Raw genomic sequence first — 23639 nt, 5'->3', positions numbered from 1 at the left:
CTCCTATTGTAACTGGTGGCCAAAAGAGCCGGAATTGATGTTGATCCCGCGAGCCTCTATCGCGTTCAGCACGTCCATTCGCATGCCGAACAACGCCACTGTGCCGTTGACGAGCAGCAGGATCTTGTCGACGCTGTTCAGAAGTGCAGGCCGTTGGGTGATCGTCGCCACGGTAATCCCGCTTTCCTTGGCATGCTGGAGAGCCCGCAGCAGAGCGGCATCGCCGGCATTGTCGAGGTTCGAATTCGGTTCATCCAGCACGACGAGGCGAGGATCCCCGAAAAACGCTCTGGCGAGAGCGATGCGCTGCTTTTGACCGCCCGAAAGCGGCGAACCATCGGCGGCGACCACGGTTTCGTAGCCATGCGGCAAACTGGCGATCATTTCGTGGACATCGGCAAGCATGGCTGCGCGGTAGATCTGTTCGTCATCGACGTCCTGCCTCATCCGCGCGATATTCGACTTGATGGTTCCGGGGAAGAGCTGAACGTCCTGCGGCAGGTAGCCGATATTTTCCCCGAACTGCCTTTGATCCCAGTTGCGAAGATCCATGAGATCCAGCCGAACGCTGCCTGAGGTCGGAAGAATCGACCCGACCAGCATCTTGCCAAGCGTTGTTTTTCCGGCTCCCGAATTGCCGATGATGGCGAGAGAATCGCCCGGCTGAAGGGAGAACGCGATGCCATTCAGAACAACCCGCTTGGTGCCCTGCGGGACATAGAGCAACCTCTCCACATCCAGCCGACCCTCCGGCTTCGGAAGATTCAGCCGATCGAAGTTGAGAGGCGACGATTTCAGCAGGGCGGTGATCCGGCCATAGGCGGATTTCGACTGGCTGTATTGATTCCATCCTTCGATCGCGCCTTCGATCGGCGCCAGCGCACGTCCGGCGATGATGGAGGCCGCAATAACCATACCGCCGGTGAGTTGGCCCTCGATCGACAGGAATGCTCCCCAACCAAGCATGGCGATCTGGGTCAACAGTCGGCAGGCTTTGGAAACGGCGGCGATGGTGATGTTCCGGTCCTGGGCAATAACCTGCGCTCGCAAGGAGGAGGCCGTGTCTTTGCCCCACATCTGGACAGTCTCGGGGATCATAGCGAGCGCATTGATGATCTGCGAATTGCGGGACATGGATTCCAGGTGAAGATTGGCCTTTATCTGGGCGGTATTGGCCTCCGCGAACGGATCCGCTGTCATACGCTGGTTGACCATCGTAAAGGCGAGCAGCAGGACTGCCGTCAGGATCACGATAGCACCGAGATGCGGGTGGATCAGGAAGACGGCAAGGACGAACAGCGGAGCGATCGGCGCATCCAGGAATGAAAGAAGGGTGCGGGATACGAGGAAGGACCGAACCTGCTGAAGGTCGCCGAGCACCTGATATTCCCGACCGTTGCTTTGAAGCGAAGCCCTTGCCGCAGCACTGAGGATCGGAGCGCCGAGCTGCGCGGCCACTTCGACGGCGGTCCGCATGAGGATGAAACGGCGAAGTGCATCAAAAGCGGCCTGCAGGATGACCGCACCCACGATCACGACCGTCAGCATGATCAGCGTGTCGAGAGACCGGCTGGTCAGCACCCGATCCGATATCTGGAACAGGTATATGGGGATCGCCAGCACAAGGATATTACTTGCGATCGTAAACAGCATCACGATCGCCAGATTGATCCGGACAGCCTTGATACCCGCGCGCAGGCTCGCCGAGAAGTCTATCGGCGCCAGACGCTTGTGGAAGGAGGTCCCGCCACCGCCCGAGCCGGCGCCACCGCCGGTAGAGGGTGATTTCGCAAATTTGCCGCTCTCGGTGCGAAGAGGGCCGGTGTCACCGTCGATGGTGATCATTCCCTCGGGCGCCTTGGCTTCGGTGGCTTCCCGCACTGCGGGTTTCGGTTTGACCTCGATTTGGGGCTCAATGACTTTGTCCGTCACCGGCAGAGCAACGATGTCCGCTCCTTCAGGATTCTGAGCGTCGCGTGGCGGGTTCTGGAGAATTTTCTTGGTTTCAAGTCGGGACACGGTTGCCGAGGTGGCGGCGTTATCGTTCGATAGCTTCAGACACTCTTCCACGGCGTGCTCCAGCTTGACATAGATATCCTCATCATTGAGTTGCGGGTTTTGGTTGTCGGTTGGCTGCGGTCGCTCAACCCGTGTTTGGGTATCCGGCATGCTTCCCCCCTTCATCCGAGCACATGTTGCAATCCATCATTCTGATAGTGCCCGTTGTCTTGTTCTGCGGGCGTGACGCCCATTTCTTCAAACTCGCCATCCAGCATGCTGTCATCCAGGAAGACCACCGCCTCGTTGACGAGCGTATCGGGGTCCCCCGTGAGCAGGTCCGGCTGATGGGAAATCAATTCCGCCTGGAAAAGCGTTTCTTCGGAATATTGCTGCCCTCCGACATAGGTGTGCCCGAAGGAATCGAAATCGAGGATGGCAGCGTTGTTGATCAACGCATTTGCGCCTGTTGAAACCGTCCACGCAGCGTCGGTTTGCGGATCGAGCGCATTCATTGCGAGCGCGATCTGGTCGCTGTCTCCGACGATGTTCGTCTGACTGATGTATTGAATGTTCAGGAAATCGCCGCTGATATAAAGGACACGAAGGCCGCCAAGGCCTGCGAAAGCCGGATCGGTCAACACTCCCTTCGATAGATCTCTGCCTCCCGCGGCCATATCGTTGGCGGCATCGAGGTAGGCGGAAGGCAATTCTCCGAAGCGGTCCGCGCCACCGACGTTGTAGATATGCGCCTGATTCCAGAGCAGGTTTCCCGAACTGCCAATGCTGCCCTGACCTGTCGTCTCGAAACCCGACACTGCCCCGACCACGTCGTTGTCAAACAGTACATTCGTCTGGTGGATGATATTGGCGTCATAGAGCGAACCACCGACAATGATGAGGTCGAAGGAGAAGCCCAGCTCGAAGATCGAAGTCTGGTTTACGCTTGTATTGTCCCCCGCGATGACGCTTGTCGTGACACCCGACGAAGACAATATCCCGACATCGTTGTCGGTCATGAACACGTATTGTTCCAGCCAATTGGTGATCAACAGATCCCCTTGGATCTCGGTGATCGCCCAAGCGCTCGGGAAACCTCCTGCGGCGGCCTGATCTCCAGAGCCTTCCTCGAGCGGATCCGTACGCTCGAAAGTCGCAATGTTGAAAAGCTCGTTCGGGCTGTCTTCGCTATTCCACCCGTCGATTGCGGACGTGATGGAGTCGGTGTCCCAAATTGCATTGGTCTGGACGATCGCGTTGATTTCCACATGATCGCCGACGACCGCCGTTACGGTTGCTCCGGTCCAGAGGTTCTTCACCACGGCCTGGTTGACGACGGTGTTGTCCCCGGCAATGAGTTCGACGGAATTGTCGATGGTGATCGAGCCGTCTTCGGAAATCACCACATTGGGCGGCGGTCCATCATCTTCGTCGGCATCGGCCCCTACGGCGTCGTCGTTATCGGCATCCTCGTCGGCTGGGCTCTCCGCGTCATTCTCTTCCGCATTCTCCTCATCGTCGAAGGAGAAGTAGTCTTCAAGCTTTGGAGCATCCTCGACGAGCTCTCCGTTGACATAGACGCCCTCGATGACAGGAGAGTGCTCGATGAATGTTTCCATCGGACTGCCGGGCGCCGCGACCAACGCTTTCAGCTGGAAGGCAATGTCATTGATGACATCAATGAGTTCCGCACTGGAACCGGGCATTTCCGGATGGCCGATTGGCGCGTGGGAAAGCACATCGTCAGCAGCTTTCAGCAGAGCGGCGTCATTCACTGGATCGGGGTGGAATTCCAGATTGCTTCCCCCGACGTTGAAAGTGTCGTCGTCCGACAGCGACGCTGCCTGAATGATGTAATTGACGACAGACCCTGGAGGCTCGATCGGCGGCACGGTGAACGCTTGTCCAATGCGCGCGCCTGGAAGGATTTCCTCTGTCTGTTCGGGAGGGAAATATGGCGAATCGTCTCTCACCACCAGAATCGGCGGATGATGTTGCCACGAAGCAAACGAAGGGTGCTCCAAGGGCCTGAGATAAGCCGGCGCCTTATAGAAAACGTCAGGGTCAAAACCCAGAAACTCATACGGCGCGTCGAAAGTCGATGAAATGAAAGGCTCGGTATGAAGGTGATCTTTTTGCGTGTAGTAACTGAAATCCAGGTAGGCATCGCGCTGTCGCGCCTCTTCGACCGTCGTATGGAATAGGCCGATGAAATGCGCAATTTCCTCGGTGATCTTGTCCATAGCCGTCATGACACGGACCCCTTATTGCCTGCTAAGCATTTAGATGGAGTGGACTGCGCAGAGACCGCGCAGTCCGTTGATGTCCCTCTTGACGTGCAAGAGATTGCCGCTCGCGTTAAGCGGAGGTGTCGTCGTCACCGATCGACGTGCTGGTGAGGTCGCCGCCAACAATCGTCATATCGATCGCGTTCTGCTGCAGGTTCGCGCCAAGAACGATTTCCTGGTTGAACGCAGATGTTTCGACAAAGGCATCGGACGAAGCGCTGCTCGTGCCGGTAACGTATCCGTCGTCACCGTTGTTGGAGCCCCAGGTCCCGCCGGCACCGCCTGCTCCACCGTAGCCGGTGCTTGCAATGCCGCCCATGCCGCCTGCAGCACCAGCACCGCCGATAGCCCAGCCGCCCATGGCATCACCGCCGGTGCCGTCGGCCCATGCACCACTGAGTGCATCGCCGCCTGCGCCTCCGGTAGCCCAGGCGTCACCGCCGGTGGCATCGCCGCTCGTCGCGTCGCCACTGATGGCTCCGCCGCCTACGCCTGCACCGCCTGCTCCGCCGGCACCGCCGGAACCGCTACCAGCACCAGCACCGAAGCCAGCGCCAAGGCCTGCTCCGAGAGCATCGCCGCCGGCACCACCAGCGCCGCCAGCACCGCCGGCACCGCCGTTACCACCGGCCCCGCCGGCCGGGTCGCCGCCGTCGCCCGCATCGTTGGCACCGCCTGCACCTCCGGTGCCGCCGGATCCGGCATCGCCGTCGGAGAAGATCGGATTGATGAAGCCGAGGCTGCCCATCAGGTTGGTCGCAGCACCGCCGGCGCCTCCATTGGCATTGCCAGCATCGGAAGCGTCGCCCCCGTTGGCATTACCAGCGTCGCCGCCGCTTCCACCGTTTCCGCCTTCGCTGTCGCCACCGTCGTCGCCATTACCGGCAAAAGCGAGGCCAGCTCCAAGTCCGAGGCCAAGACCAAGGCCAAGGCCCAGACCGTCGCCGCCGCGGCCACCGTTGCCACCGGTGCCATCGCCGCCTGTAGCGTCGCCAGTATCGGCATCGCCGCTGTCACCGTCGCCGCCGTCCGCGTCGCCGCCGTCGCCTTCACCACCGACCGCCGCACTTGCAGCAATGCCGCCAAGACCGATACCGCCGAGCGCGAAGCCACCCAGGGCTGCACCGCCGTCTCCGCCGTCGCCGCCATCGGCGTCGGCCTCACCGCCACCACCGCCGCCGCCGCCTCCGGCACCGATCCCTTCGGATGCGATTGCAAACCCGCCATGGGGATTGGCATCGAGGGTGAACTCGCCGCTGTTGTTGACCTCGGCATTTTCGAGATGGTCGTTATCCTGGATATTGGCAACCTGCGAAATGACGTTGCCAACGTCGTTTCCAGCACCCGTAAGGGCATCGTTCATGACATCGTCGATCCGGATGTTGAACATCCCGTCGATCTGGCTGCCTTCCATATCGATATCGGCAAAGTCATTGTCTTCAGGCAGATAGTCTTCGAGGCTCATTCCGACATCGACGGTCACGTCGACTGTGGTCTCATTGACATTCGCATTGAAATTGGCGTTGCCGTTCAGGTTGGCATTGCCGTTGCCATTGAGATTCAGGTTGCCGTTACCGTTGCCGTTCAGGTTGCCATTGCCGTTGAGATTGTAGGACTCACTGCTCTGGTGCTGGCCCTGTCCCTGACCTTGGCCCTGATGCTCCGACTGCTGCTGTTGCTGCTGTTCCTGCTGGCGCTGCTGCTGCTGCTGTTCCTGGCTGTCGTCATCAAACAGCGTGTTGAGGCTGCGTTTGTCTGCCATGACGGTATCCTCTTGATATTGCGACGCCTTGACCGCCATTCATCTTTTTTGGGATCTTTGGTCGCCGCTGTTGGAATGGCTAACTGCTTGAGGCTATGGGCGCGCATCTACGCGACCGTTCGCCGGTTTCCGGGTTCCAATCTCTGATTTTTCAGGTCCTCCCCTGTCTTCTCGGAAGGCTTGAAAGGGCGCAACAATGAGGTGGCTACTTGCTACACACGCCACCCACTCTGAGCGTTGGCTCTCCAGTGCCTTTCGGGATGGCGCACACTGTGTCCCGATTGAGGAGAAGAAATAAGGTGCTATTTCGAGCTAGCGCAGTGGATCAACTGACTGTTGATGCTAACACCATAGGTGTAAGGATATAAATAAGAAGAGGTAGATGTATTCCTGACGTTTTCGTCTTACGGAGGGTGATAGATTGCTTGCCCTCCTGAGAAATTAGCCTTCGATCATGCTTCGTTCCTAAAAACGAACCTCAACGAGCTAAATTCCTTGCTAGTTTGATCTAATCGATAGCTCCTTCGGTCTATTCCCACCTCAGGAGTCTTGGTTTACCGTTTCCTAAAAGAAGAATCCGGAGCGTCTGTTGCGTATAGCTTCAACGAGGGGAGAGGGCCCAATCATGCAAGTTCCGCATAGCGTTTCGCAACATCTTGATGTGGATCTGGCTACAAAAGCCTTGAACAGAATGAAAGCTGTCAGGACAATACTTTTCATTTGCTCGCCAGGAACGATATCTACTGCAATGACGGCTGCCATAGAGAGCGAATTTCCATGGCTGTCGGTCAAAACAGTGCCCAATCTGCCGTCGGCTTTGACGGAGTTCGACAATCCAGTGCAGCTTGTCCTGGCAGATGTTGCACTGATCCATGTCATAAAAGAGCATTGGCAGAAGCTCGTCCGACTTCATGTCGGCGCTACGCTCGCTTTCATCGGCAGCGATGATGAGGTACCCGCAATAAACAGGATTGAGGATCTGGGGTTCGTCCAGGGTGTCGTGCCGTTCAATGTGAATCTCGATGTCTTCCTGTCGGCTCTGCGCATCATCCTCAAGGGCGGCACATATTTTCCGTCAAATCACCACCAGCAGCATAAGAGCTTATCGTGGGAAGGAATTGAGGATCGGGCCGAACCGGAACGCACCCAACCTTCGCTTGGCAGGTCCTCCGCCCGAATGATCGACAAGCTGACAAAACGTGAGACCGAAATCCTTGCCCGGATCGCGATGGGCAATCAGAACAAGATCATAGCAGCGGCACTGGGCCTGTCGGAACATACGGTGAAGATCCACATCCACAACATCATCACCAAACTGGGCGTGCACAATAGAACTGAGGTCGTGGCTCTCTATTTCGAGCATAGGCGCAAGGATAGTGCTGACAATGCATCCGAATCGATCCACCGCCAGGACGGCGGCTCGCTCCCCGGCGATAAACTCTAGGCTTCAGGCCATACTGCTCCTGATCGGGCAGCTGAACTATACCTGGACCAATACCGAAAGCCTGCTGATCCATATGATTGCAGGGCTTGCCAAGGTTGATAAGGAGACGGCAATCGTCGTCTTCCTTACATTGAACACGACCCGGGCACGCATTGATCTTGTCGAAAGGCTGGCCAAGATGAAAAAGACTTCCGCCGTCTGTCGGCGCGAAGTCCTGGAAACAACGCAGCGCCTGTCGGACGAAGCGAAGCTTCGCAACAAATACAACCATTGCATCTATTCGTTCGATCCCGACAGCGGTCGTAACCTTACCCAATCCATGCGCATCTTCGAAAGCAGAGACGAGATCAAATACGGGAAAATCGAAGAACTTGATGTCCGGGAAATCGGCCGAATTCAGTCGAGCATCAATTCCCTCATCGAGATCAATCATATGCTTTGGAGCATTACCGAACGATACGATTTTCCCAAATAACAAGATGCCGAAGCCGGCTGGGTATCAACAGCGGCCCCCGTGGGGCCGGAACATCCAATTACGGTCGCGCTTGAGCGTCCGTAGTATGGGAGCGCCTGCCGGGATTTATTTGTTCTTCAGAAGCCATATCTTGCCGACCATGGTGATCCCGTGGGCGGCCTCCTCTGTCTTCACGTCCGGATTGAGACTGCGCATAAGCCCGAGTTCCCGCAATGTATCCAATGTCGCCGTCGTCAGAAATTTGATCTTCTGCGGCCGTTCCCGAAACCGGTCGTTCCTTGCATAGGTCACGGCGGCATTCAGATGTGTCCACTTATTGGCCTCCTGCGGAAACAGATCTCCCTCCTTGGCGAGCTTTAGCCCTCGGATCTGGGCAGGCGTAAGCGTAATTGTGTTCAATGTTCAGTCCTTGAATTGAGTAGAGTAAGCTGTTGGAACCGCCCACGAGGCGGAATTGGCTAGCTTGGCGAACCGTGCCAACATGGCAGTCAGCCCGGCAAATCCGGCATCATGTCGGCGCGCTAACCTCACGCTCGTCTTGTAAGCGGATATCCCTCGGCGTCGTAGAGCTTTCGCATCTGCACACCGTCGAAACGGGCTTCCTCGACCTCAAGAACGGAGCCACGGAGAAGGGCAGCCGGCATGTCCTCGATTGCGAAGCGAAGAGCTTCAGCGGCAGACTCGAATCTTTTATAGCGGAGACTACTCCGCCTCTTGACGGTTTTGCATGGGTACAGCCCGGCGCTGGCATTGTAGTCGAAAACTGCCATGTTTTATCCCTTGCAATCGGAGAAGTTGTCGGGAGGTCAATGGCTTGACACCCCAGGAAATTTCAACGGAAGAAGGAAGGCAGCCTAACGGCGCCTACAACACGTTTTTCGAGACGCTGTTGCATCTCCGCAAGCTTTGTCTCACGTTTTCGTAGAATTTGTCTACTGCGCAAGTCTTGCAGCTTCGCCGCGTTGGATCCTTCTTCAGCGTCCGGGCGCTTGAACAGGCCTGCGGCAGCATGGCTGGCGGTATTGATCATAATGGCATCCTTGTTATGGCATGCGAGACCGAAACAATGTCAGCCGCAAGCATCTCCCGCCGGTAGACGGAATTAGAAACGTTCGCAAAATCAGGGTTAGCCAAGCAACCGGCTGAGCCGGGAGGATCAGATAGCCGAAAAGGCTGAAAACGCAGACCCTGTATATAGCGATGAAAGACATCTCTTTCAAGCCGGCTCGAGATCACCGGCAATCGCTCGGAGACGACCGCCATATAATTCTACGAAGCAGTAGCCTTGACGATACCAAGGCTACCTGCTGTTTGCCGGCGTTCAACCCGAGAGGAGATCACGCTTCTGCAACCGCACACCTCAAAGGGGAACAGCTGGGGTTGCGATGGGTCTTATCAACTCCGCAGCGGCGTCTGCACCATGGAGTGAGCGGCACACCGGAGCGTCGAAATCCAGCGCACCGGTCAGTTCATTTCGGCTTTTTTCCGAGGCTAAGGCTGCTCCCCGCAAGTTTGACCTGAGCTCCCTGGACCGAAGCCGTCGGAGCTACACTCTTATCCTTTTTAGGTTTTCGCGTTTCTCGATTGCTGCGTATCTGTCCCTTGGCCATTTTAGTCTCCTGGAGTGTTCCGATTGCGAGGCCGCTTCTGTTTGCAACCACGGGCCTGAGGCCTCACGTCGCTAAGAAGTGGGATCGACGTGATTCTTTGATAGAGGCAGGAGGGTATCCCGGCGCCCGCTCAGGTAGGACGCGATGTCGACTGATTGCATACCCCTCGACACGGCAGTGTGAAACTGCGTTTCAGGTCGGTGGCTGAACCGGGAGAACGCGATCACTGCCGGGGTAACGCCGGCTTCAAAATGACTGACATCCAAGTCTGCATCTCGAGCACGCTCATCAGCTTCCCCGAGTTCGATATTTTCCCGGTATCCTGGACCGCTGATCCGGACCAGATTGCGAGAGATGCTTTCGGGGTGAAGGGTGGAAGACATAACGTCCTCCTTTCATGGGGGCTGGAGTATAAAACCTTGAAGCCACAGCGCTCTTGAACGGCGACTGACGCTTTCAGCATGCGCTCTTGTCTCGACAAAGGCAATGGCCGAGCAATGGCGAAGGAGATGAAGATAGCTGAGCCTCATAACAACGGTGACCGATCTGATGCCGCTCGGCGTGCCCCCGCCTTTGTGTCAACACAGTTGGGATTTATAGACGGCATATCGAAATTGCTTGTCGAGCTTCGTTTTTGTGCTTTCCCGCACGAGCTTATCTTTCCTTTCAAAATCGATCTTCTGCCGCTGGCATGTCGCCGGACGGCTGACCTATGCGATTGAAAGGATTGATCGTCATGAACAACGGCATCGTAAAATTTTTCAATACCTCCAAAGGCTTCGGCTTTATCCAGCCGTCGGACGGCTCCAAGGATGTGTTTGTTCACATCTCTGCGGTTGAGCGCTCTGGCATGACATATCTCGCAGAAGGCCAGAAGGTCAGCTACGAGCTGATCGAGGATAAGCGGTCGGGCAAGAGCGCGGCGGAAAACCTGCAGGTCGCCTAAAACAGCATCGCTTCAAATCCTTGGCCACGGATGTACTGGCGAGGTTGCCGAAGCGGTCGACAAGGTCGGGCTTTCGCCCGGCCTTTATTTTTGTTTAACGAAAGAATTTTTCATGAAAAAAACCAATGCGGAGCAACTCCTGAGGAAGGCCCATCGCCAGGTTGCAAATACCAGCGGTGGCGGCCATCTCGGCGGCACGAACCATGGCCAAGGTTATGATGCCAAGACGTCTTCGGCCAGCAGGACCAAGACGGACAAGGGTCGTAGGGCCGGCAGCAAGAACTGAGTTTGGCCAGCATAGGCTATAATGGCCCGGTACCGGTGAGAAGGGACGCAAATACGCCCCTTTCTGCCCTTGTCGTTTTGATACCGTTCGCGCCTTGAGTTTAGATCAAGGCGATTTCCATTCGGCCTCGGCACACGCTGCAAGGAAATGGCGACGCACTTCCTCGGGGTCCACTTCCCGCCGGACAGCCGAATAACACGTGAGGAGTGCTTTCCAGTAAAGTGGCCCTGACCTGCACCTGAAGCGCAACTGCATATACCGGATAGCTTGAGCAGGTCCCTCTATCCCTATGTTCGGATAGCCGCCCTGCTCGATAAAAACCGGAAGATTCCAATGCGCGGCAAAGTTGATCGGAATGATCTGACCCAAAGGCCTGCCTCCGGATTAGCCGAGGAAAGCCCCAGCGATGATAATCTTGGGTATCACGAATACAAGCCACTGTCGCGCTATTTCGCCACAAACCGGTCCCGTAATGCTGTCGCAATCTCTTGGGCGGACAAGGCGAGGATGAGGCTTTTATTGATAGAGGACGAGAAAGAGCTGGCGGATGCGCTGTCCAGGGCGTTGAGCAAATACGGCATCCTCACCGACCACACGATGCATCTCGCCGACGCGATCGAATTGACGTGTCAGAATGTCTACGATGCAATCCTTCTGGATCGCCGCTTGCCCGATGGCGAGGGACTGACCTTTATTCCCCATTTGAGACGAACGAGAACGGACACCCCGATTATCGTGCTGACGGCGCGCAATGAGCCGATGGAGCGTGTCGAGGGGTTGGATATCGGCGCTGACGATTATCTGGGCAAGCCGTTTCTCGTCGAAGAATTGATGGCTCGCTTGCGAGCCGTGCTGCGACGGCCGGCAAGTCTGGCGGAACTCCAAATCACAGTGGGACGAATAGTGATTGACCCCTTGCATTTAGGCGTGACCGTAGACGCGATCCCGCTCGATCTGCCCCGACGCGAACTTCTGGTTCTGACGGCGCTGGCGAAGCGAAAGGACAAGGTCGTCCTTCGATCGACGCTTGAGGCGGCGGTCTACAATTACGAAGAAGAAATCCAGTCGAACGCACTCGATGCGCATATTTCCAGGCTGCGCAAGCGGCTGCTCGATGCCGGCGCGGGCATCGCGATCCACAACATCCGCGGCGTCGGGTATCTCCTGAAGGAGGGATGATGCGCGAGGCGCTGAACTCGAACCCTTCGCTTTGGTGGAAACTGAGTTGGCAACTCAGTCTGGTCATCATCGCAGTTAACGCTGCGGTGATCCTCGGGCTTTGCGTATGGGCTGCTACAATCATGTCGCCGAATATTGCCATGGAGGAGAAGATCAGTTCAGCGATAGCGGCGGCCACGACACGCGACAGCCAGGGACGTTTGCGGTTGCAAGAAACGCTGGAGCTAAGGGCGCTCAAGAAGCAGAACACTTCACTCTGGTATGTGGTGGCCACGATAGACGGAGCGTTCGTGTCTTATGGCACCATCCCCACACCCTATAACGAGCTCGCGCATCTGGTTCATTGGTTCTACGACGCCGACATACGCGGGTCCGCTGCGACAAGAGAGGTTGCCACGATTGACGATGCCGAAACAGCAGTCGGCGAGGTTCGGATTCTGTTTGGCGGCGTTGCGGACAAAGGCTCGCCAGTCTTCGCCCTTTTGGTCAGGGCTTACCCGATTTATGTCCCTCTGCTCGGGCTCTCTCTGCCCGCGATTTTTCTCGCCGTTCCGCGGATCGTTGGCCGTGCCCTCGCAAGAGTAAGCGATGCCGCTGACAAAGCATCGCAGATCGGACCCCGCCAGCATGGGGCACGCCTGCCGGTGGAGGGAATTCCCAAAGAAGTCGCTCCGCTGGTGATTGCATTTAACGGAACGCTCGAGCGGCTTGAGAGTGAGCTGAAGAAACGTCAGCGCTTCCTGATTGATGCGTCGCATGAGCTCCGGACGCCGATTGCAATCATGCAGACGCGGATCGACGGAATGCACGACGGACAGGAACGTAAGCGGTTGTTGAGCGACGTGGCTCGCTTGGCTGAAACGGCGGAGCAGCTTCTCGACTTCGAGCGCAACGACCAGGCGATTGCTTCTTACGAGACGATCGACCTTGTCGAAATCGCACGAATGGTGGTTGCCGACTTGGCACCCCAGGCGATCGCTGCCGGCTACCAGATCTCGTTTCAAAATGAGGTGGAGAGTCTCGAACGGCTCGGCAGTCCCTCCGCTTTATCGAGGGCGATTAGCAATCTCGTTCGCAATGCTATCGATCATGGCGGCAACCGCGGGATGATCACCGTCTCGGTCTCGGCCGACGTGCGGATTAACGTGTCCGATGAAGGCCCGGGCATACCGGTAGAACATCAAGAGCTGGTTTTTGAACCCTTCTATCGTGTTACGCCCAAAAACAGAGGCGCTGGCCTGGGGCTGAGCCTGGTGAAACAGATTGTCGCAAACCACAGGGGCCAAGTCAGCCTCAAAAGCGGCATGACCGGAACCCAGGTGACGATCCAGCTCTGATCGGCGTTAGAAGTAACTGGAACCGTACGTGGCGCAGCGCCGCCGCCTGCCGGCGACAGCTCTTCGATTGGAAATGGCCGATGGGCACGGCGATATCCTTGGCTCGAAAACGATCTGTAATGTTGCGGCAACCCTCCGCTCGCACTGTCGCCCGAATACCGCGACGGAGACCAAAGAATGCACAGAAATCCCCAACCCTTTCGCCGATTTCTCGACTATCCGCCAATGCCATCATTGTTCGCATGTCTGGCGCTACTCATCTCCATGGCCGTCACCGGATGTACGTCGATTCCAATAAAAGAAAGCGGCACCCTTACATCATACAGCAATCTTGGCGCTCCAAAAGGAAAGCTGGGCAAGAAGCAACGGCTTTATGTCGATGGCGGGCAGCTAGCCAAGGTGAAGACGGTCCGGATCGTCCCGACAAGTTTTACCTTCATCGCTGCATCGAGGATCAAATCGGAAACTGACCGATCTCTCATCACGAACGCGCTGGACCGAGCCTTATGCGTTGCGCTCAGCGACAAATATCAAATGGTCCCTTCCGACCAACCGGCGGATTTGACGGTGCGCTCCGTCGTCACCGAGATAGTTCCGACGAATAAGGGTGTGGCGGCCGCTGCGACCGTCGTTAGCGTTGGCGGCGGCTTTGCGCTTCCCGACAATATACCTCTTATCGGCATTCCTCGTATACCGTACGGTCTCGGTGGCCTCGCCGTCGAGGCAGAAGCGGTCGATAACTTCAATGTCCAGCGCGCGGCGATGATGTGGGGGCGTGGAGCGAATTTCATACAGGACAAACCCCGTTATTCCGATGTGGGCGACGCCTATAGCCAAGCCACGAAGTTCGCGAGCGATTTTTCGCGAATGCTGATCACTGGCAAGGAACCGAAGATGCTCGACATTTCGGTTCCTTCAAGACATCGAGTGCAGTCCTGGTTCGGTGGGAAGCCGAAATACGCAGCGTGTGAAGCGTTCGGTCGCGCTCCCGGTGTCCAGGGTGCCGTATCGGCCAGATTCGGTCTTCCGCCTGAATGGACCGACAGGAAACCAAAAACGGTCCTAACGCACTGACGCCGGATGCTATGGATTCAGGCGGGATTGCGCTCCCAATACCAGGCTACATACATGTTTTTCCGATCATGCCTGCGGCTTTTCAGGAAGGCGCGGATAGACCGGACATCTTCCTTTTCGCAGGCAACCCAGACAAACGTTTGGTCATCGATGGAAGTGATCGCTTTTTTGGTCTCCTCGGCAAGAACGCCTTTTGCTCCGGGCGGATAGCTCTTCCGATGCAGCCAACGGACTTCGATCATACCTGCCGACGGAAGAGGCTGTTCTTCAGCCTCATCCAACACTTCTATGATCGCCTGGATACGCGTATCCGGCGGCACCTCGGCGGCAATGCGCGCAATGGCGGGAAGTGCACTTTCGTCCCCGGCCATAAGAATGGACTTTGCCTCCGGAAGGCCGCCACCCCCTGGCCCGAGCAGTGCGATTTTTTCCCCGGGCTGCACATCCCGGGCAAAATCGGCTCCGGGAGTTTCGACGCCCGGCGCGGGGTGCTGCAGGAAGTCGATCCAGAGCTCTCGGCGTTCGATGTCGACGGCGCGGATCGTATAGACGCGGACCAGAAGTTCGTCCTCTCCCTCCGGCCATGCCACGCGGCCATCCTCGCGAAGTCCCGGCCACACCGGATGTCTCCCCTTAGGCGGGGCGAGGAGTCGGACATGCATATCCCCGCCGACGAAGGGTGCGACATCGGAACATGCGAACTTCACCCGACGCATGCGGGGAGTCACATCTTCGGCAGAAACGACGGTGACCTCGTGGATATTCGGCAGTATCGACAATGATGCCGGTTCGGACCAAATCAACTCGAGCGGATCGTCCCCGGCAAAATAGAACAGGTGCTCCGCGATAATGGTGCGGCTCATCTGAAGCTCCGATTCCGACGGGCAGGCCAGCTCAATCAGAAGCTTGTGGTCTTGCACGCGAATGCTCGCAGTCCCGGTCTTGCTCGAAAGCAATGCGAGGTTCCCGGTCCGCTGCACCTCTGCATGCTCAACGAAATGCTCGCAAATTTCGTCGAGCATGCTTCCGGCGTCCGTCGGAAGCGCTGTGCCAGAAAGTTTGAATTGCTGAACCGCGTTCATGGCCGGCTCTCCTTAAGATCCTGCTTCATTACCATCCTGTGGCGGCTGATCGGGAGCATGATCGGCCGGCCCGAAGTGGGATCGGCGATGATGCGGCTTTCGAGACCGAAAACCCGTCGCACATTCTCTTCCGTCAGCACATTCTCCGCAGTGCCGGAGACATGTATGCGGCCGTCCGCCATCGCGACGAGATGATCCGCGTAACGAGCCGCAAGATTGAGATCGTGCAAAACCATGACGACGGTGGTTCCGCGGGAATGGTTGAGATCGGTCAATAGATCCAGCACTTCGACTTGATGGCTGATATCGAGAAATGTCGTCGGCTCGTCCAACAGCAGGATTTCCGTCTGCTGTGCCAACGCCATGGCGATCCACACTCGCTGACGTTGCCCGCCGGAAAGCTCGTCCACCGGCCTTTCGGCAAGATCAGAGGTTTTGGTTGCGGCAAGTGCGTCGTCCACCGCCTCGTCGTCCTTACGTGTCCAGCGTGAAAACAGGCTCTGATGCGGATGCCGGCCACGGCTGACGAGATCGGCAACGGTGATGCCTTCTGGAGCGATCGGCGATTGGGGAAGCAACCCCAATGTCCTGGCGAGTTCCCGCGGCGGCGTCCGGTGGATCGACTTGCCGTCCAGCAGGACGTGCCCCCGATGCGGCGATAACAGGCGCGACATTGCACGCAGAAGCGTGGACTTGCCGCAAGCATTGGCGCCGACAATTACAGTCACCTTGCCGGGCGGTACGGCAAGATCGAGTTCATGCAAAATCTCGGTGTCGCCGTAGCCGACCGAAAGTTGGCTGGCGGTTAGAGAATGGACGGTCAAAGCGAACTCCCGGTCCGGTTGGCGCGTACGATCAGAAACATCAGGTAAGGAGCACCCAGGGCGCCAGTCACTACGCCCACCGGATAGCGGCTTGGCAAAAGGAACTGGCCGACGTAGTCCCCTGACAACACCAGCATGGCACCAATCAGAGCCGAAGGAATCAGCAGCGATCCGCGGTTCCCCACGATGCGGGCAGCGATCGGCCCGGACAGAAAGGCCACAAAGGCGATGGGGCCTGTCACCGCTGTCGCAGTCGCAATCATGCCGACCGCCGCCACGATGATCATGATACGGGTCCTCGCGACATCCACCCCCAGGGCGGCGGCGGTATCGTCCCCCAGCCGCAGCGCCTCCAGATCTCGGGTGCGGCTTAAGAGAAGCGCGCCGAAGACAGTGAACGCCATCAGAAGCGGCAGCGCCTGACCAAGCTGTGCTCCGTTGACGCTCCCTGTCAGCCAGCGGACCGCCTCTTGCAGGGTCCAAGCCGGAGCCTGGGAGAGAATGTAGGCGATAAAACTTTCCAGCATCGCCGAAACGCCGATTCCGACCAGTATGAGCCGGGTTCCTGCGGCACCGTTTCTGGAAGAGAGAGCGTAAACCAGCAGCGCGATGCCCATGCCGCCGCCGACGGCAAAGATCGACACGATCGGCCCCTTCAGCGACAGAACGACGATCGCGAACGCGGCGGCTGCGCTCGCACCCCAGCTGATGCCGATGATATCGGGGCTCGCAAGCGGATTACGCAGCATGATCTGAAAGGCCGCACCGCCGAGCCCGAAGCTCAAACCCGCCAGCATCGCAAGCATAGCCCGCGGCAGCCTCAATTGCCCGACGGCGAAGCTCGCTCCCGGGACGTTTTCGCCAAGGAGCACGCGGACGACATCCCCGGGCCGGGTGAAGGATTGTCCGAGCGACAGGGTAAGCGCAAAAATCACGACCACGAGGACCAGTAGGATTGCGACCACAAGAACGTGCCTGCGCGCACGACGGCGGCGGCTTCCAATGATGCGATCGAGGGTGGGGGAGAGCATCGTCACAACTCGCGCACCCGCTGCCGCCGGACTATCCAGATGAAAAACGGCGCACCCACGAGGGCCGTGACAATGCCGACGTCCAGTTCGGCCGGCCTGGCGATGATGCGCCCGACGACATCAGCAGTCAGCAACAGGCAGGCTCCGCTCAATGCGGAAAAGGGCAGCAGCCACCGGTGATCGACCCCGACCAACACCCGGCAGAGATGGGGCACGATCAATCCGATGAAGCCGATGGGCCCGCAAATCGCTGTGGTTGCGCCACACAATAGGATCGCCCCGAGCGCTGCAACGGCACGGGCGGCTGCGACCCGCTCGCCAAGCCCGGCCGCTGTTTCGTCCCCCAAAGCCAGTGAGTTCAGCTTTCGTGCCGACAGAAGGCTAACCGCAAAACCGGCCGCAAGAAACGGCAGAACGGGCAAAACCCGCTCGAAGGTCGCTCCGCCGACGCCGCCTATCTGCCATGAACGGATGCCGCCGGCGATATCGTTTTGGGGCAGCACCACCGCAAGGACCATGGAGGAGAAAGCGACCGATGTCGCCGCCCCGGCTAGCGCCAATTTGAGGGGAGTCGCTCCGCCGCGCCCGAGCGATCCTATAACGTAAACAAAGATCGCCGCACACGCGGCTCCGAAAACCGCTGTCCAGATATAGGCAGCGGCGGAGGCGATGTTGAACCATGCAACGCCCACGACGACGGCAAGCGAAGCTCCCATATTGACGCCGAGAATACCCGGATCGGCGAGAGGATTGCGCGTCACGCCCTGCATCACGGCACCGGCAAGCCCGAGTGCGGCTCCGGCAAGCAGGCCAAGCAGCGTCCGAGGAATACGGACGTTGACCGCCGCCTGACCGATGCTGTCAATCCGTCCGCCTAGAGCCGCGATGATGTCTGCCCAGCCGACGTCGCGCGTTCCGACCGTGCACGAGAGCGCCAGGAGCGCGGCAAGAAGCGCAAGCAGACCCGCCATCCAGAGGCTCCGGCTATGGTTCGAACGCCTGGAGGCCGACCACCGGCGGGATGATTTTAGACCTGCGGCTGTCATTTCGACGTTCTGGCAGCTTCGGCCAGCAGGGCCAGATAATCCCTCAATACCCAAGAGATCGAAAGCGGTGTCGGATTTGCCGCCGTGCCGAGTGGATTCCTGCCCAACATGACAAGCGCTCCCTTTTCGACAGCCTGCATTCTGGCCATCAGCGGGTTCGCCGCCAGCGCATCGAGCAGTTTCTGGTTGCCATAGGTTACGACAAGATCGACATCGTCGAACGCGTCGATGCGCTCCGCGCTGATGGAGCCTGAAAACTTTCCCGGAGCAGAGGCCGCAATGACGCTCCTGGGTGATTTCAGCCCTAGATCCGCAAAAAACTTAACCCTGGTGTCGTTTGTTGTGTAGAAATTGACGATACTCAGATCCGTTGCATCGAGATGGGTGATGAACATCGCCGATTTCCCCTGAAGCTGGGGATATTCGGCAACCGTCCGGGCGATCTCGGCCTCGATCGTCGCGATCAAAGCCTCGCCCTCGGCGGCCATGCCAAGCCCAGCGCTGTTGAGGCGGATCATCTCGCGCCAGTCGGTCGACCACGGAGCTTCGGGATAGGCGACAACCGGAGCAATCTGACTCAGAGTGTCGTAATCCGATTGGCTCAGGCCGGAATAAGAGGCAAGGATCACATCGGGATTGGTGGCAGCGACTGCCTCGAAATCAATTCCGTCACCCTCATCGAAAAGCACCGGTTTGTCCGCATCGAGCTCGGCCAGTTTTTCTGCCACCCAAGGCAGGATCCCATCACCGTCATCATCACCGAAATTGGCTGCAGCAAAGCCGACGGGTACGATTCCCAGCGCCAATGGCACTTCATGGTTCGCCCAGGCAACCGTCGCTACCCGCTCGGGCTTCTTGGTGATGGTGGTCGTGCCGAGAGCGTGCCTGATGGTGATCGGGTAGGAGGTGTTCTCGCCAGCAGCAGCGCCGCTGAACGCTATAACCCAAACGCACGCCGCCGCCACCTGCACGGCAGGAAGAAAGAACCGCAGCATCGCGCAAACTCTGCCTCGTATTGTTAAGTGGACTTCAATTCTCAGGTTCATTGAGCGGCGTCAAGTCAGATACTGAGGGCGTATCAAACAGCAGCGAAGTTTCCGTAGGTTTGTACAAAAACGGAGAAATCTACAATACTGGATAAATTCGCTCCAGTTAATAGCTGTAGCTTGGGGACTATCAGACCAGCCATCTCCGTTGTCCGGCCCGGAAAGAGCTCTTGCTTGGCTGGGTGGCCAAGGATGATTTGCGAGACGATTCCCAGAACTCAACATCGGTACTCACCCGTCATTGGTCACAGTTGGAACTGAAACATGGACATCGAAAGAACAGGCAGCCGCTCAAGCCAGGCCCTTATCCGCTACCGGAATGCGGTCCTTTTGGGTTGCACAGCTCTTGCAGCCTTCGTGCCGACGCTCTTGCTTGCCCAGGACACGGAGAGTTCCGGTTCCGATACGACGCTCAAGCCGATTGTCCTTCAGGGCAGCAGCAATGCCGCCGTGCTCGACGTCGAAAACGACTCCAAGTCAATCGTCGCAACGGAGACGACAGGCGTCGGCAAGATGCCGACGGATATCCTTGAAACGCCCGCCTCGGTCTCCGTCATTACCTCAAAGGAAGTCAGGGAGCGCGCCGCTGACAGTATCGAGCAGGTCGTGCAATATACATCCGGCGTGATTACGGACTATTACGGTTCGGATGATCGTTTCGATTATTTCAAGATCCGCGGTTTCACCCCGTTTACCTACCGCGACGGTTTGGTCATCGGCAGAACCTGGAGCGGGATTCGTGAGGAGCCCTATGCCTTCGAACGCGTCGAGGTTCTGAAAGGAGCCAATTCTACAGGCTTTGGGGTTTCCGATCCCGGTGGGTCTGTGAATTATGTTACCAAGACGCCGAAGAGCGAGCGTTTCGGCGAGGCCTATGTCACGGGTGGCTCGTTCGAGCAGAAGGAGGCGGGTTTTGACTTCGGGGATAACATCACCGAGGACGACACCCTCTCCTACCGCCTGACCGGCAAGTTGCAGCGGTCGGACGCCGAATACGATTATTCGCAGGACGACGAAAACTTCATCATGGGCGGCCTGACCTGGCGTCCCACCGATGCGACGAGCCTGACATTCGTGTTCGATCACCTCGACAGGGACGGCACTCCCAGTGGCGGCGGTCATCCGAGGGGCACTGATTTCGACAGGGACCGTTTCTTCGGCGAGCCCGATTATAACTACGACACCACGAACAGGAACACCTACAGTGTCATGTTCGACCACGATTTCGGGGATGGCCTGACCTTCAATTCCAGCGCGCGCTACAGCAAATCCGATACGGGCTTCGGCTACGCCTACATTTATGACGCGTTGGGTGCCGCTGACCCCTCCGACACCATGGTGGACCGCTCGTTCTTCGGCAGCGACAGATCCACTAAGCAGTTCATCGTCGACGCGCATCTGATCTACGAGACGCATGTCAACGACGTGGACAGCCGCACCCTTGCAGGGGTCGAATACAATGCGTTCAACTCGAATGGCGATACCTACTATGGTGCCGCCCCGGGCATAGATTGGGAGAACCCGGTCTATTCAGGTGTGCCGGGTTCGGTTCCGCTCTATACCACTGTGAAAAATGACCAGAAAACGACGGCTATCTATCTCCAGCAGGATCTGACCTTCTTCGACAAGCTGACCGCAAGCGTCGGCCTGCGCAATGACTGGCTTGACCTACGTGAGGACGGCGTGAATGCCTATACCGGCCCATATGGCGGCGAATCCGATCTCAGCGAATTCACCAAGCGCTTCGGCCTGAGTTACAAGATCACCGAGGAGCTCGCGGTCTATACGAGTTATGCCGAGTCTGTCGCGCCGCCGAGCGCAGGGACGGAGCCGACGACCGGCACGCAGTATGAAGTCGGGCTCAAATACCGGCCGGACGCATTCCCTGCTTTGTTCACCGCCTCCGTCTACGACCTGACGATGGAGAACATCACGACATACGAAGCTCCCGTATACCTTCCGGCAACAGTTGAGAAGATCCGGCACCGTGGCATCGATCTTGAGGCGAAAGCGGAGATAACTAACAATATCAACCTGATAGCCGCCTATTCCTATATCGATTCCGAAATCGTCGAGGAGGGCGGCGCCTACGACGGCAAACGCTTCGCACAGGTTCCCGAGCACCTCGCTTCAGTGTGGGGCACATATACGATGGAAGGAAACGGACGCCGCGGCGACATCACCCTTGGCCTTGGCGCTCGCTATACGGGTTCGTACTATTTCGACAACGCAAATACGCGAAAATCGGAAGACGCCGTGGTCTTTGATGCGGCCTTCACCTACAAGATCCAGGAGAACACGACCTTCCAGCTGAATGTCAGCAACCTGTTCGACGAGAAGCATGTCGCCAACGATGACGGCGGGGCGTATTACTACAATCCCGGCCGCGCAATCTATGCGACGCTGCGCCAAACCTGGTGATCAAGCTGGTCCCATCGGCAATACCGCCGGCGGGACATATCCCGAATTCACCGGGGTTGCCTTACCCTGCGCCACGCCGCTGGCGTGTCGCCGGCCAGCTGCCGAAAGGCCTTCGTGAAATGGGCCTGATCGGAAAAACCGAGCCGGGCCGCAATGTCGGCCACCGTCATCTCGCTTTCCGCCAGCAGTTTCTGCGCAAGGCCGATGCGTTTTCCAAGCTGCCACTGCAGTGGCGTTTTGCCCGTTGTCTGCTTGAAGACCGTGGCGAACCAGCTTTCGGACAAGCCTACCGTCGCCGCCATCTCGGTAATGGTCAGGCGGCAATCGCCACGGGCCTCGATGCGCGAAAGGAGCTTGTTCATTTGTGCTTGCGTCAGCCTGCCATTGGCGGCCTTGCCGTCGTTTTCGGGGATATCCAGAAGACCCGCGACAATACTGCCGACGAGGCTCTCGGCATAGACTGCATGCTTCGAGGGACTTGATATCTCGTCGACCAGCAAATCCGCCAGCGTTTCTATCGCGCCGATATCCTGAATTTCGACGGGCCGGCGCAAGGCCGTCAACGCCGCCGAAGTTCCCACCGATGGCGACAGAAATCTCAGCAGCCGATCCCTGTGCATGTGCAGATTGAGATGCGAGAAGCGGCGTATGGACTTGCTGTTTGTCCACATCGGGACACCGGCGGGAACATAGATCGCTCGCGTCATGGGCCGATGATGCTGCGCGAACTCTCCGTCGTGATTCGAGATTCGAATTCGGGACGACACGTCGTCGAAGAATATCATGATGCGCGGGTCGTCGGACAGATAGTAGCCCGTGGCGCCCGACTGGCTCTCAGCCTCCCAAAAGACGCTCACCAGCCCGTCGAACTGGCGCCATTTAGCCGGCGTCACCACCCGAATGCCCTCGGTGCGCCAAATCATGGAATGCCAATAACTCAATTTTCAAATCCACTCTTGCTCGGCATGAATATTGCCGCCTGCGGACGAAACATCCCGAAAAACCTCTCACGCAATGACTTCTCCGGATAGCCCCGAAGCGTCTGTCCGGAGACCCATCTTCTATCCGAATATCCGATATAATATGAGTATTCTTATTGTGTTTACTCATCTTGACAAGCTGCCCCGCCAAAATCGCCAGTCCTAACAAGCCCGTTTTGCCTTAGAATATCAGATACTGGCTCCGCGCTATGAAGATTACGCGCAATTGTTTTTCTGAGAGGTGATGTGTTTCCGTGGCATTGCGTTTCCGGCGCCTGAAACGCAAAAAGCCTCTTGCTAGGGGCTTTTGTGGATCGCAGGGATTTTTGGTTGCGGGGGCAGGATTTGAACCTGCGGCCTTCAGGTTATGAGCCTGACGAGCTACCGGGCTGCTCCACCCCGCGTCACCAAGAATACGGACCTTTGAGGCCCGGAAGCAAGTCAGGCGCGAGCCTGATGAGGTGAGGCCGAAGAGCAATCGATTGAGTATCGATTGCCGGCCGAACGGGCTGCTCCACCCCGCGCCATTTAGGTAAGCCGCTTTGCGGCTTATCCGGTGCGTAAATCCGTGATCGGATTTATCGCGACTGCGTCACAGCTTTGCTGTGACGCGCACTGCCGGAGCAAATTGCAGAGCAATTTGTCTCCTGTAAGGGATGCACCGGCTATAGGATGGTGAGTTCCCTTGGCATTTCAAGTATTCTGCTCTGTGCCTTTGAACGACGAAAGGCCGCTTTGGGGCGGCCCTTGAGTTTGGCCAGGGGCCTTAGGTTTCGTATTGAGAAGATTTTCGATCCACATTTTCATGTG

The 23639-nt window shown here is 57.7% G+C and carries 20 protein-coding genes and 1 tRNA gene; 8 read left to right on the top strand and 13 right to left on the bottom strand.

The features are described 5' to 3' along the window. Nucleotides 1-3: 3 nt before the first annotated feature. The 3 genes from EDE09_RS14575 to EDE09_RS14565 all read right to left on the bottom strand — a co-directional run bounded on the left by EDE09_RS14575 (nt 4) and on the right by EDE09_RS14565 (nt 6048). Nucleotides 4-2169, bottom strand: a complete 2166-nt coding sequence (locus EDE09_RS14575; protein ID WP_132411254.1) for a type I secretion system permease/ATPase — start codon at nt 2167-2169, stop codon at nt 4-6. Nucleotides 2170-2180: 11 nt separating this feature from the next. Continuing rightward, the gene (locus EDE09_RS14570; protein WP_132411252.1) at nt 2181-4250 is read right to left on the bottom strand and encodes a hypothetical protein; all 2070 of its coding nucleotides are present in this window, start codon (nt 4248-4250) and stop codon (nt 2181-2183) included. A 106-nt stretch (nt 4251-4356) separates the two neighbouring features. Beyond that, nucleotides 4357-6048: a hypothetical protein gene (locus EDE09_RS14565; RefSeq protein ID WP_132411250.1), complete on the bottom strand. Its 1692-nt coding sequence runs from the start codon at nt 6046-6048 to the stop codon at nt 4357-4359. A 748-nt stretch (nt 6049-6796) separates the two neighbouring features. Between EDE09_RS14565 and EDE09_RS14560 the strand changes: the two genes are divergently transcribed. Together EDE09_RS14560 and EDE09_RS14555 are read left to right on the top strand one after the other, a co-directional pair. After that, nucleotides 6797-7492, top strand: coding sequence for a response regulator transcription factor (locus EDE09_RS14560; protein WP_157949068.1), 696 nt, complete (start codon nt 6797-6799; stop codon nt 7490-7492). Next, on the top strand, nt 7434-7967 hold the full coding sequence (locus EDE09_RS14555) for a hypothetical protein (protein ID WP_245422946.1): 534 nt from the start codon (nt 7434-7436) through the stop codon (nt 7965-7967). The genes EDE09_RS14560 and EDE09_RS14555 overlap by 59 nt, the downstream gene beginning before the upstream one ends. A 105-nt stretch (nt 7968-8072) precedes the next feature. On the opposite strand, the gene EDE09_RS14550 is transcribed toward EDE09_RS14555, so the two are convergent. The 3 genes from EDE09_RS14550 to EDE09_RS14535 all read right to left on the bottom strand — a co-directional run bounded on the left by EDE09_RS14550 (nt 8073) and on the right by EDE09_RS14535 (nt 9960). Continuing rightward, nucleotides 8073-8366, bottom strand: coding sequence for a hypothetical protein (locus EDE09_RS14550; protein WP_132411248.1), 294 nt, complete (start codon nt 8364-8366; stop codon nt 8073-8075). Nucleotides 8367-8799: 433 nt separating this feature from the next. Next, nucleotides 8800-8997 (bottom strand): hypothetical protein, encoded by a 198-nt coding sequence (locus EDE09_RS14540; RefSeq protein WP_132411246.1) that lies wholly within the window; start codon nt 8995-8997, stop codon nt 8800-8802. Nucleotides 8998-9648: 651 nt separating this feature from the next. Beyond that, nucleotides 9649-9960, bottom strand: coding sequence for a hypothetical protein (locus EDE09_RS14535; protein ID WP_132411244.1), 312 nt, complete (start codon nt 9958-9960; stop codon nt 9649-9651). Nucleotides 9961-10313: 353 nt separating this feature from the next. On the opposite strand from EDE09_RS14535, the gene EDE09_RS14530 reads away from it, so the two are divergent. The 5 genes from EDE09_RS14530 to EDE09_RS14510 all read left to right on the top strand — a co-directional run bounded on the left by EDE09_RS14530 (nt 10314) and on the right by EDE09_RS14510 (nt 14399). Further along, nucleotides 10314-10523 (top strand): cold-shock protein, encoded by a 210-nt coding sequence (locus tag EDE09_RS14530; RefSeq protein ID WP_105373168.1) that lies wholly within the window; start codon nt 10314-10316, stop codon nt 10521-10523. Nucleotides 10524-10635: 112 nt separating this feature from the next. Beyond that, complete coding sequence (locus tag EDE09_RS28175; protein ID WP_165924179.1) at nt 10636-10809, top strand: hypothetical protein; 174 nt, start codon at nt 10636-10638, stop codon at nt 10807-10809. A 507-nt stretch (nt 10810-11316) separates the two neighbouring features. After that, on the top strand, nt 11317-11988 hold the full coding sequence (locus EDE09_RS14520) for a response regulator transcription factor (RefSeq protein ID WP_132411242.1): 672 nt from the start codon (nt 11317-11319) through the stop codon (nt 11986-11988). After that, a complete protein-coding gene (locus EDE09_RS14515; RefSeq protein ID WP_207914847.1) occupies nt 11988-13325 on the top strand; it encodes a HAMP domain-containing sensor histidine kinase in 1338 nt (445 codons plus the stop codon). Before EDE09_RS14520 ends, EDE09_RS14515 begins: the two co-directional genes overlap by 1 nt. 225 nt (nt 13326-13550) lie before the next feature. Continuing rightward, complete coding sequence (locus EDE09_RS14510) at nt 13551-14399, top strand: DUF3313 domain-containing protein (RefSeq protein WP_245505149.1); 849 nt, start codon at nt 13551-13553, stop codon at nt 14397-14399. Nucleotides 14400-14416: 17 nt separating this feature from the next. On the opposite strand, the gene EDE09_RS14505 is transcribed toward EDE09_RS14510, so the two are convergent. From EDE09_RS14505 to EDE09_RS14485, 5 genes are read right to left on the bottom strand one after another with little or no spacing between them, the layout of a single operon-like run. Beyond that, on the bottom strand, nt 14417-15481 hold the full coding sequence (locus tag EDE09_RS14505) for a DUF2218 domain-containing protein (RefSeq protein ID WP_132411236.1): 1065 nt from the start codon (nt 15479-15481) through the stop codon (nt 14417-14419). Further along, nucleotides 15478-16305: an ABC transporter ATP-binding protein gene (locus tag EDE09_RS14500; protein ID WP_132411234.1), complete on the bottom strand. Its 828-nt coding sequence runs from the start codon at nt 16303-16305 to the stop codon at nt 15478-15480. Before EDE09_RS14500 ends, EDE09_RS14505 begins: the two co-directional genes overlap by 4 nt. After that, the gene (locus EDE09_RS14495) at nt 16302-17336 is read right to left on the bottom strand and encodes an iron ABC transporter permease (protein ID WP_132411232.1); all 1035 of its coding nucleotides are present in this window, start codon (nt 17334-17336) and stop codon (nt 16302-16304) included. Before EDE09_RS14495 ends, EDE09_RS14500 begins: the two co-directional genes overlap by 4 nt. 2 nt (nt 17337-17338) lie before the next feature. Continuing rightward, entirely contained in the window at nt 17339-18382 is a 1044-nt protein-coding gene (locus EDE09_RS14490) for an iron ABC transporter permease (protein ID WP_165924178.1), read from the bottom strand. Continuing rightward, nucleotides 18379-19377 carry an iron-siderophore ABC transporter substrate-binding protein gene (locus EDE09_RS14485; RefSeq protein ID WP_132411228.1) on the bottom strand — a complete coding sequence of 333 codons (999 nt, stop codon included), beginning with the start codon at nt 19375-19377 and terminating at the stop codon, nt 18379-18381. Before EDE09_RS14485 ends, EDE09_RS14490 begins: the two co-directional genes overlap by 4 nt. Nucleotides 19378-19692: 315 nt before the next feature. Between EDE09_RS14485 and EDE09_RS14480 the strand changes: the two genes are divergently transcribed. Continuing rightward, complete coding sequence (locus EDE09_RS14480) at nt 19693-21849, top strand: TonB-dependent siderophore receptor (protein WP_132411226.1); 2157 nt, start codon at nt 19693-19695, stop codon at nt 21847-21849. A 47-nt stretch (nt 21850-21896) separates the two neighbouring features. Here the strand turns inward: EDE09_RS14480 and EDE09_RS14475 are convergent, their stop codons facing one another. Together EDE09_RS14475 and EDE09_RS14470 are read right to left on the bottom strand one after the other, a co-directional pair. Further along, on the bottom strand, nt 21897-22790 hold the full coding sequence (locus EDE09_RS14475) for an AraC family transcriptional regulator (RefSeq protein WP_207914846.1): 894 nt from the start codon (nt 22788-22790) through the stop codon (nt 21897-21899). A gap of 366 nt (nt 22791-23156) precedes the next feature. Then, nucleotides 23157-23233, bottom strand: a tRNA-Met gene (locus tag EDE09_RS14470). Nucleotides 23234-23639: the final 406 nt, after the last annotated feature.

This window comes from Neorhizobium sp. S3-V5DH (genome assembly GCF_004343065.1).
In the GTDB taxonomy this organism is placed as follows: domain Bacteria; phylum Pseudomonadota; class Alphaproteobacteria; order Rhizobiales; family Rhizobiaceae; genus Neorhizobium; species Neorhizobium huautlense.
The sequence above is the reverse complement of the archived record's forward strand: the minus strand, read 5'-3'. Positions and strand labels throughout refer to the sequence as shown.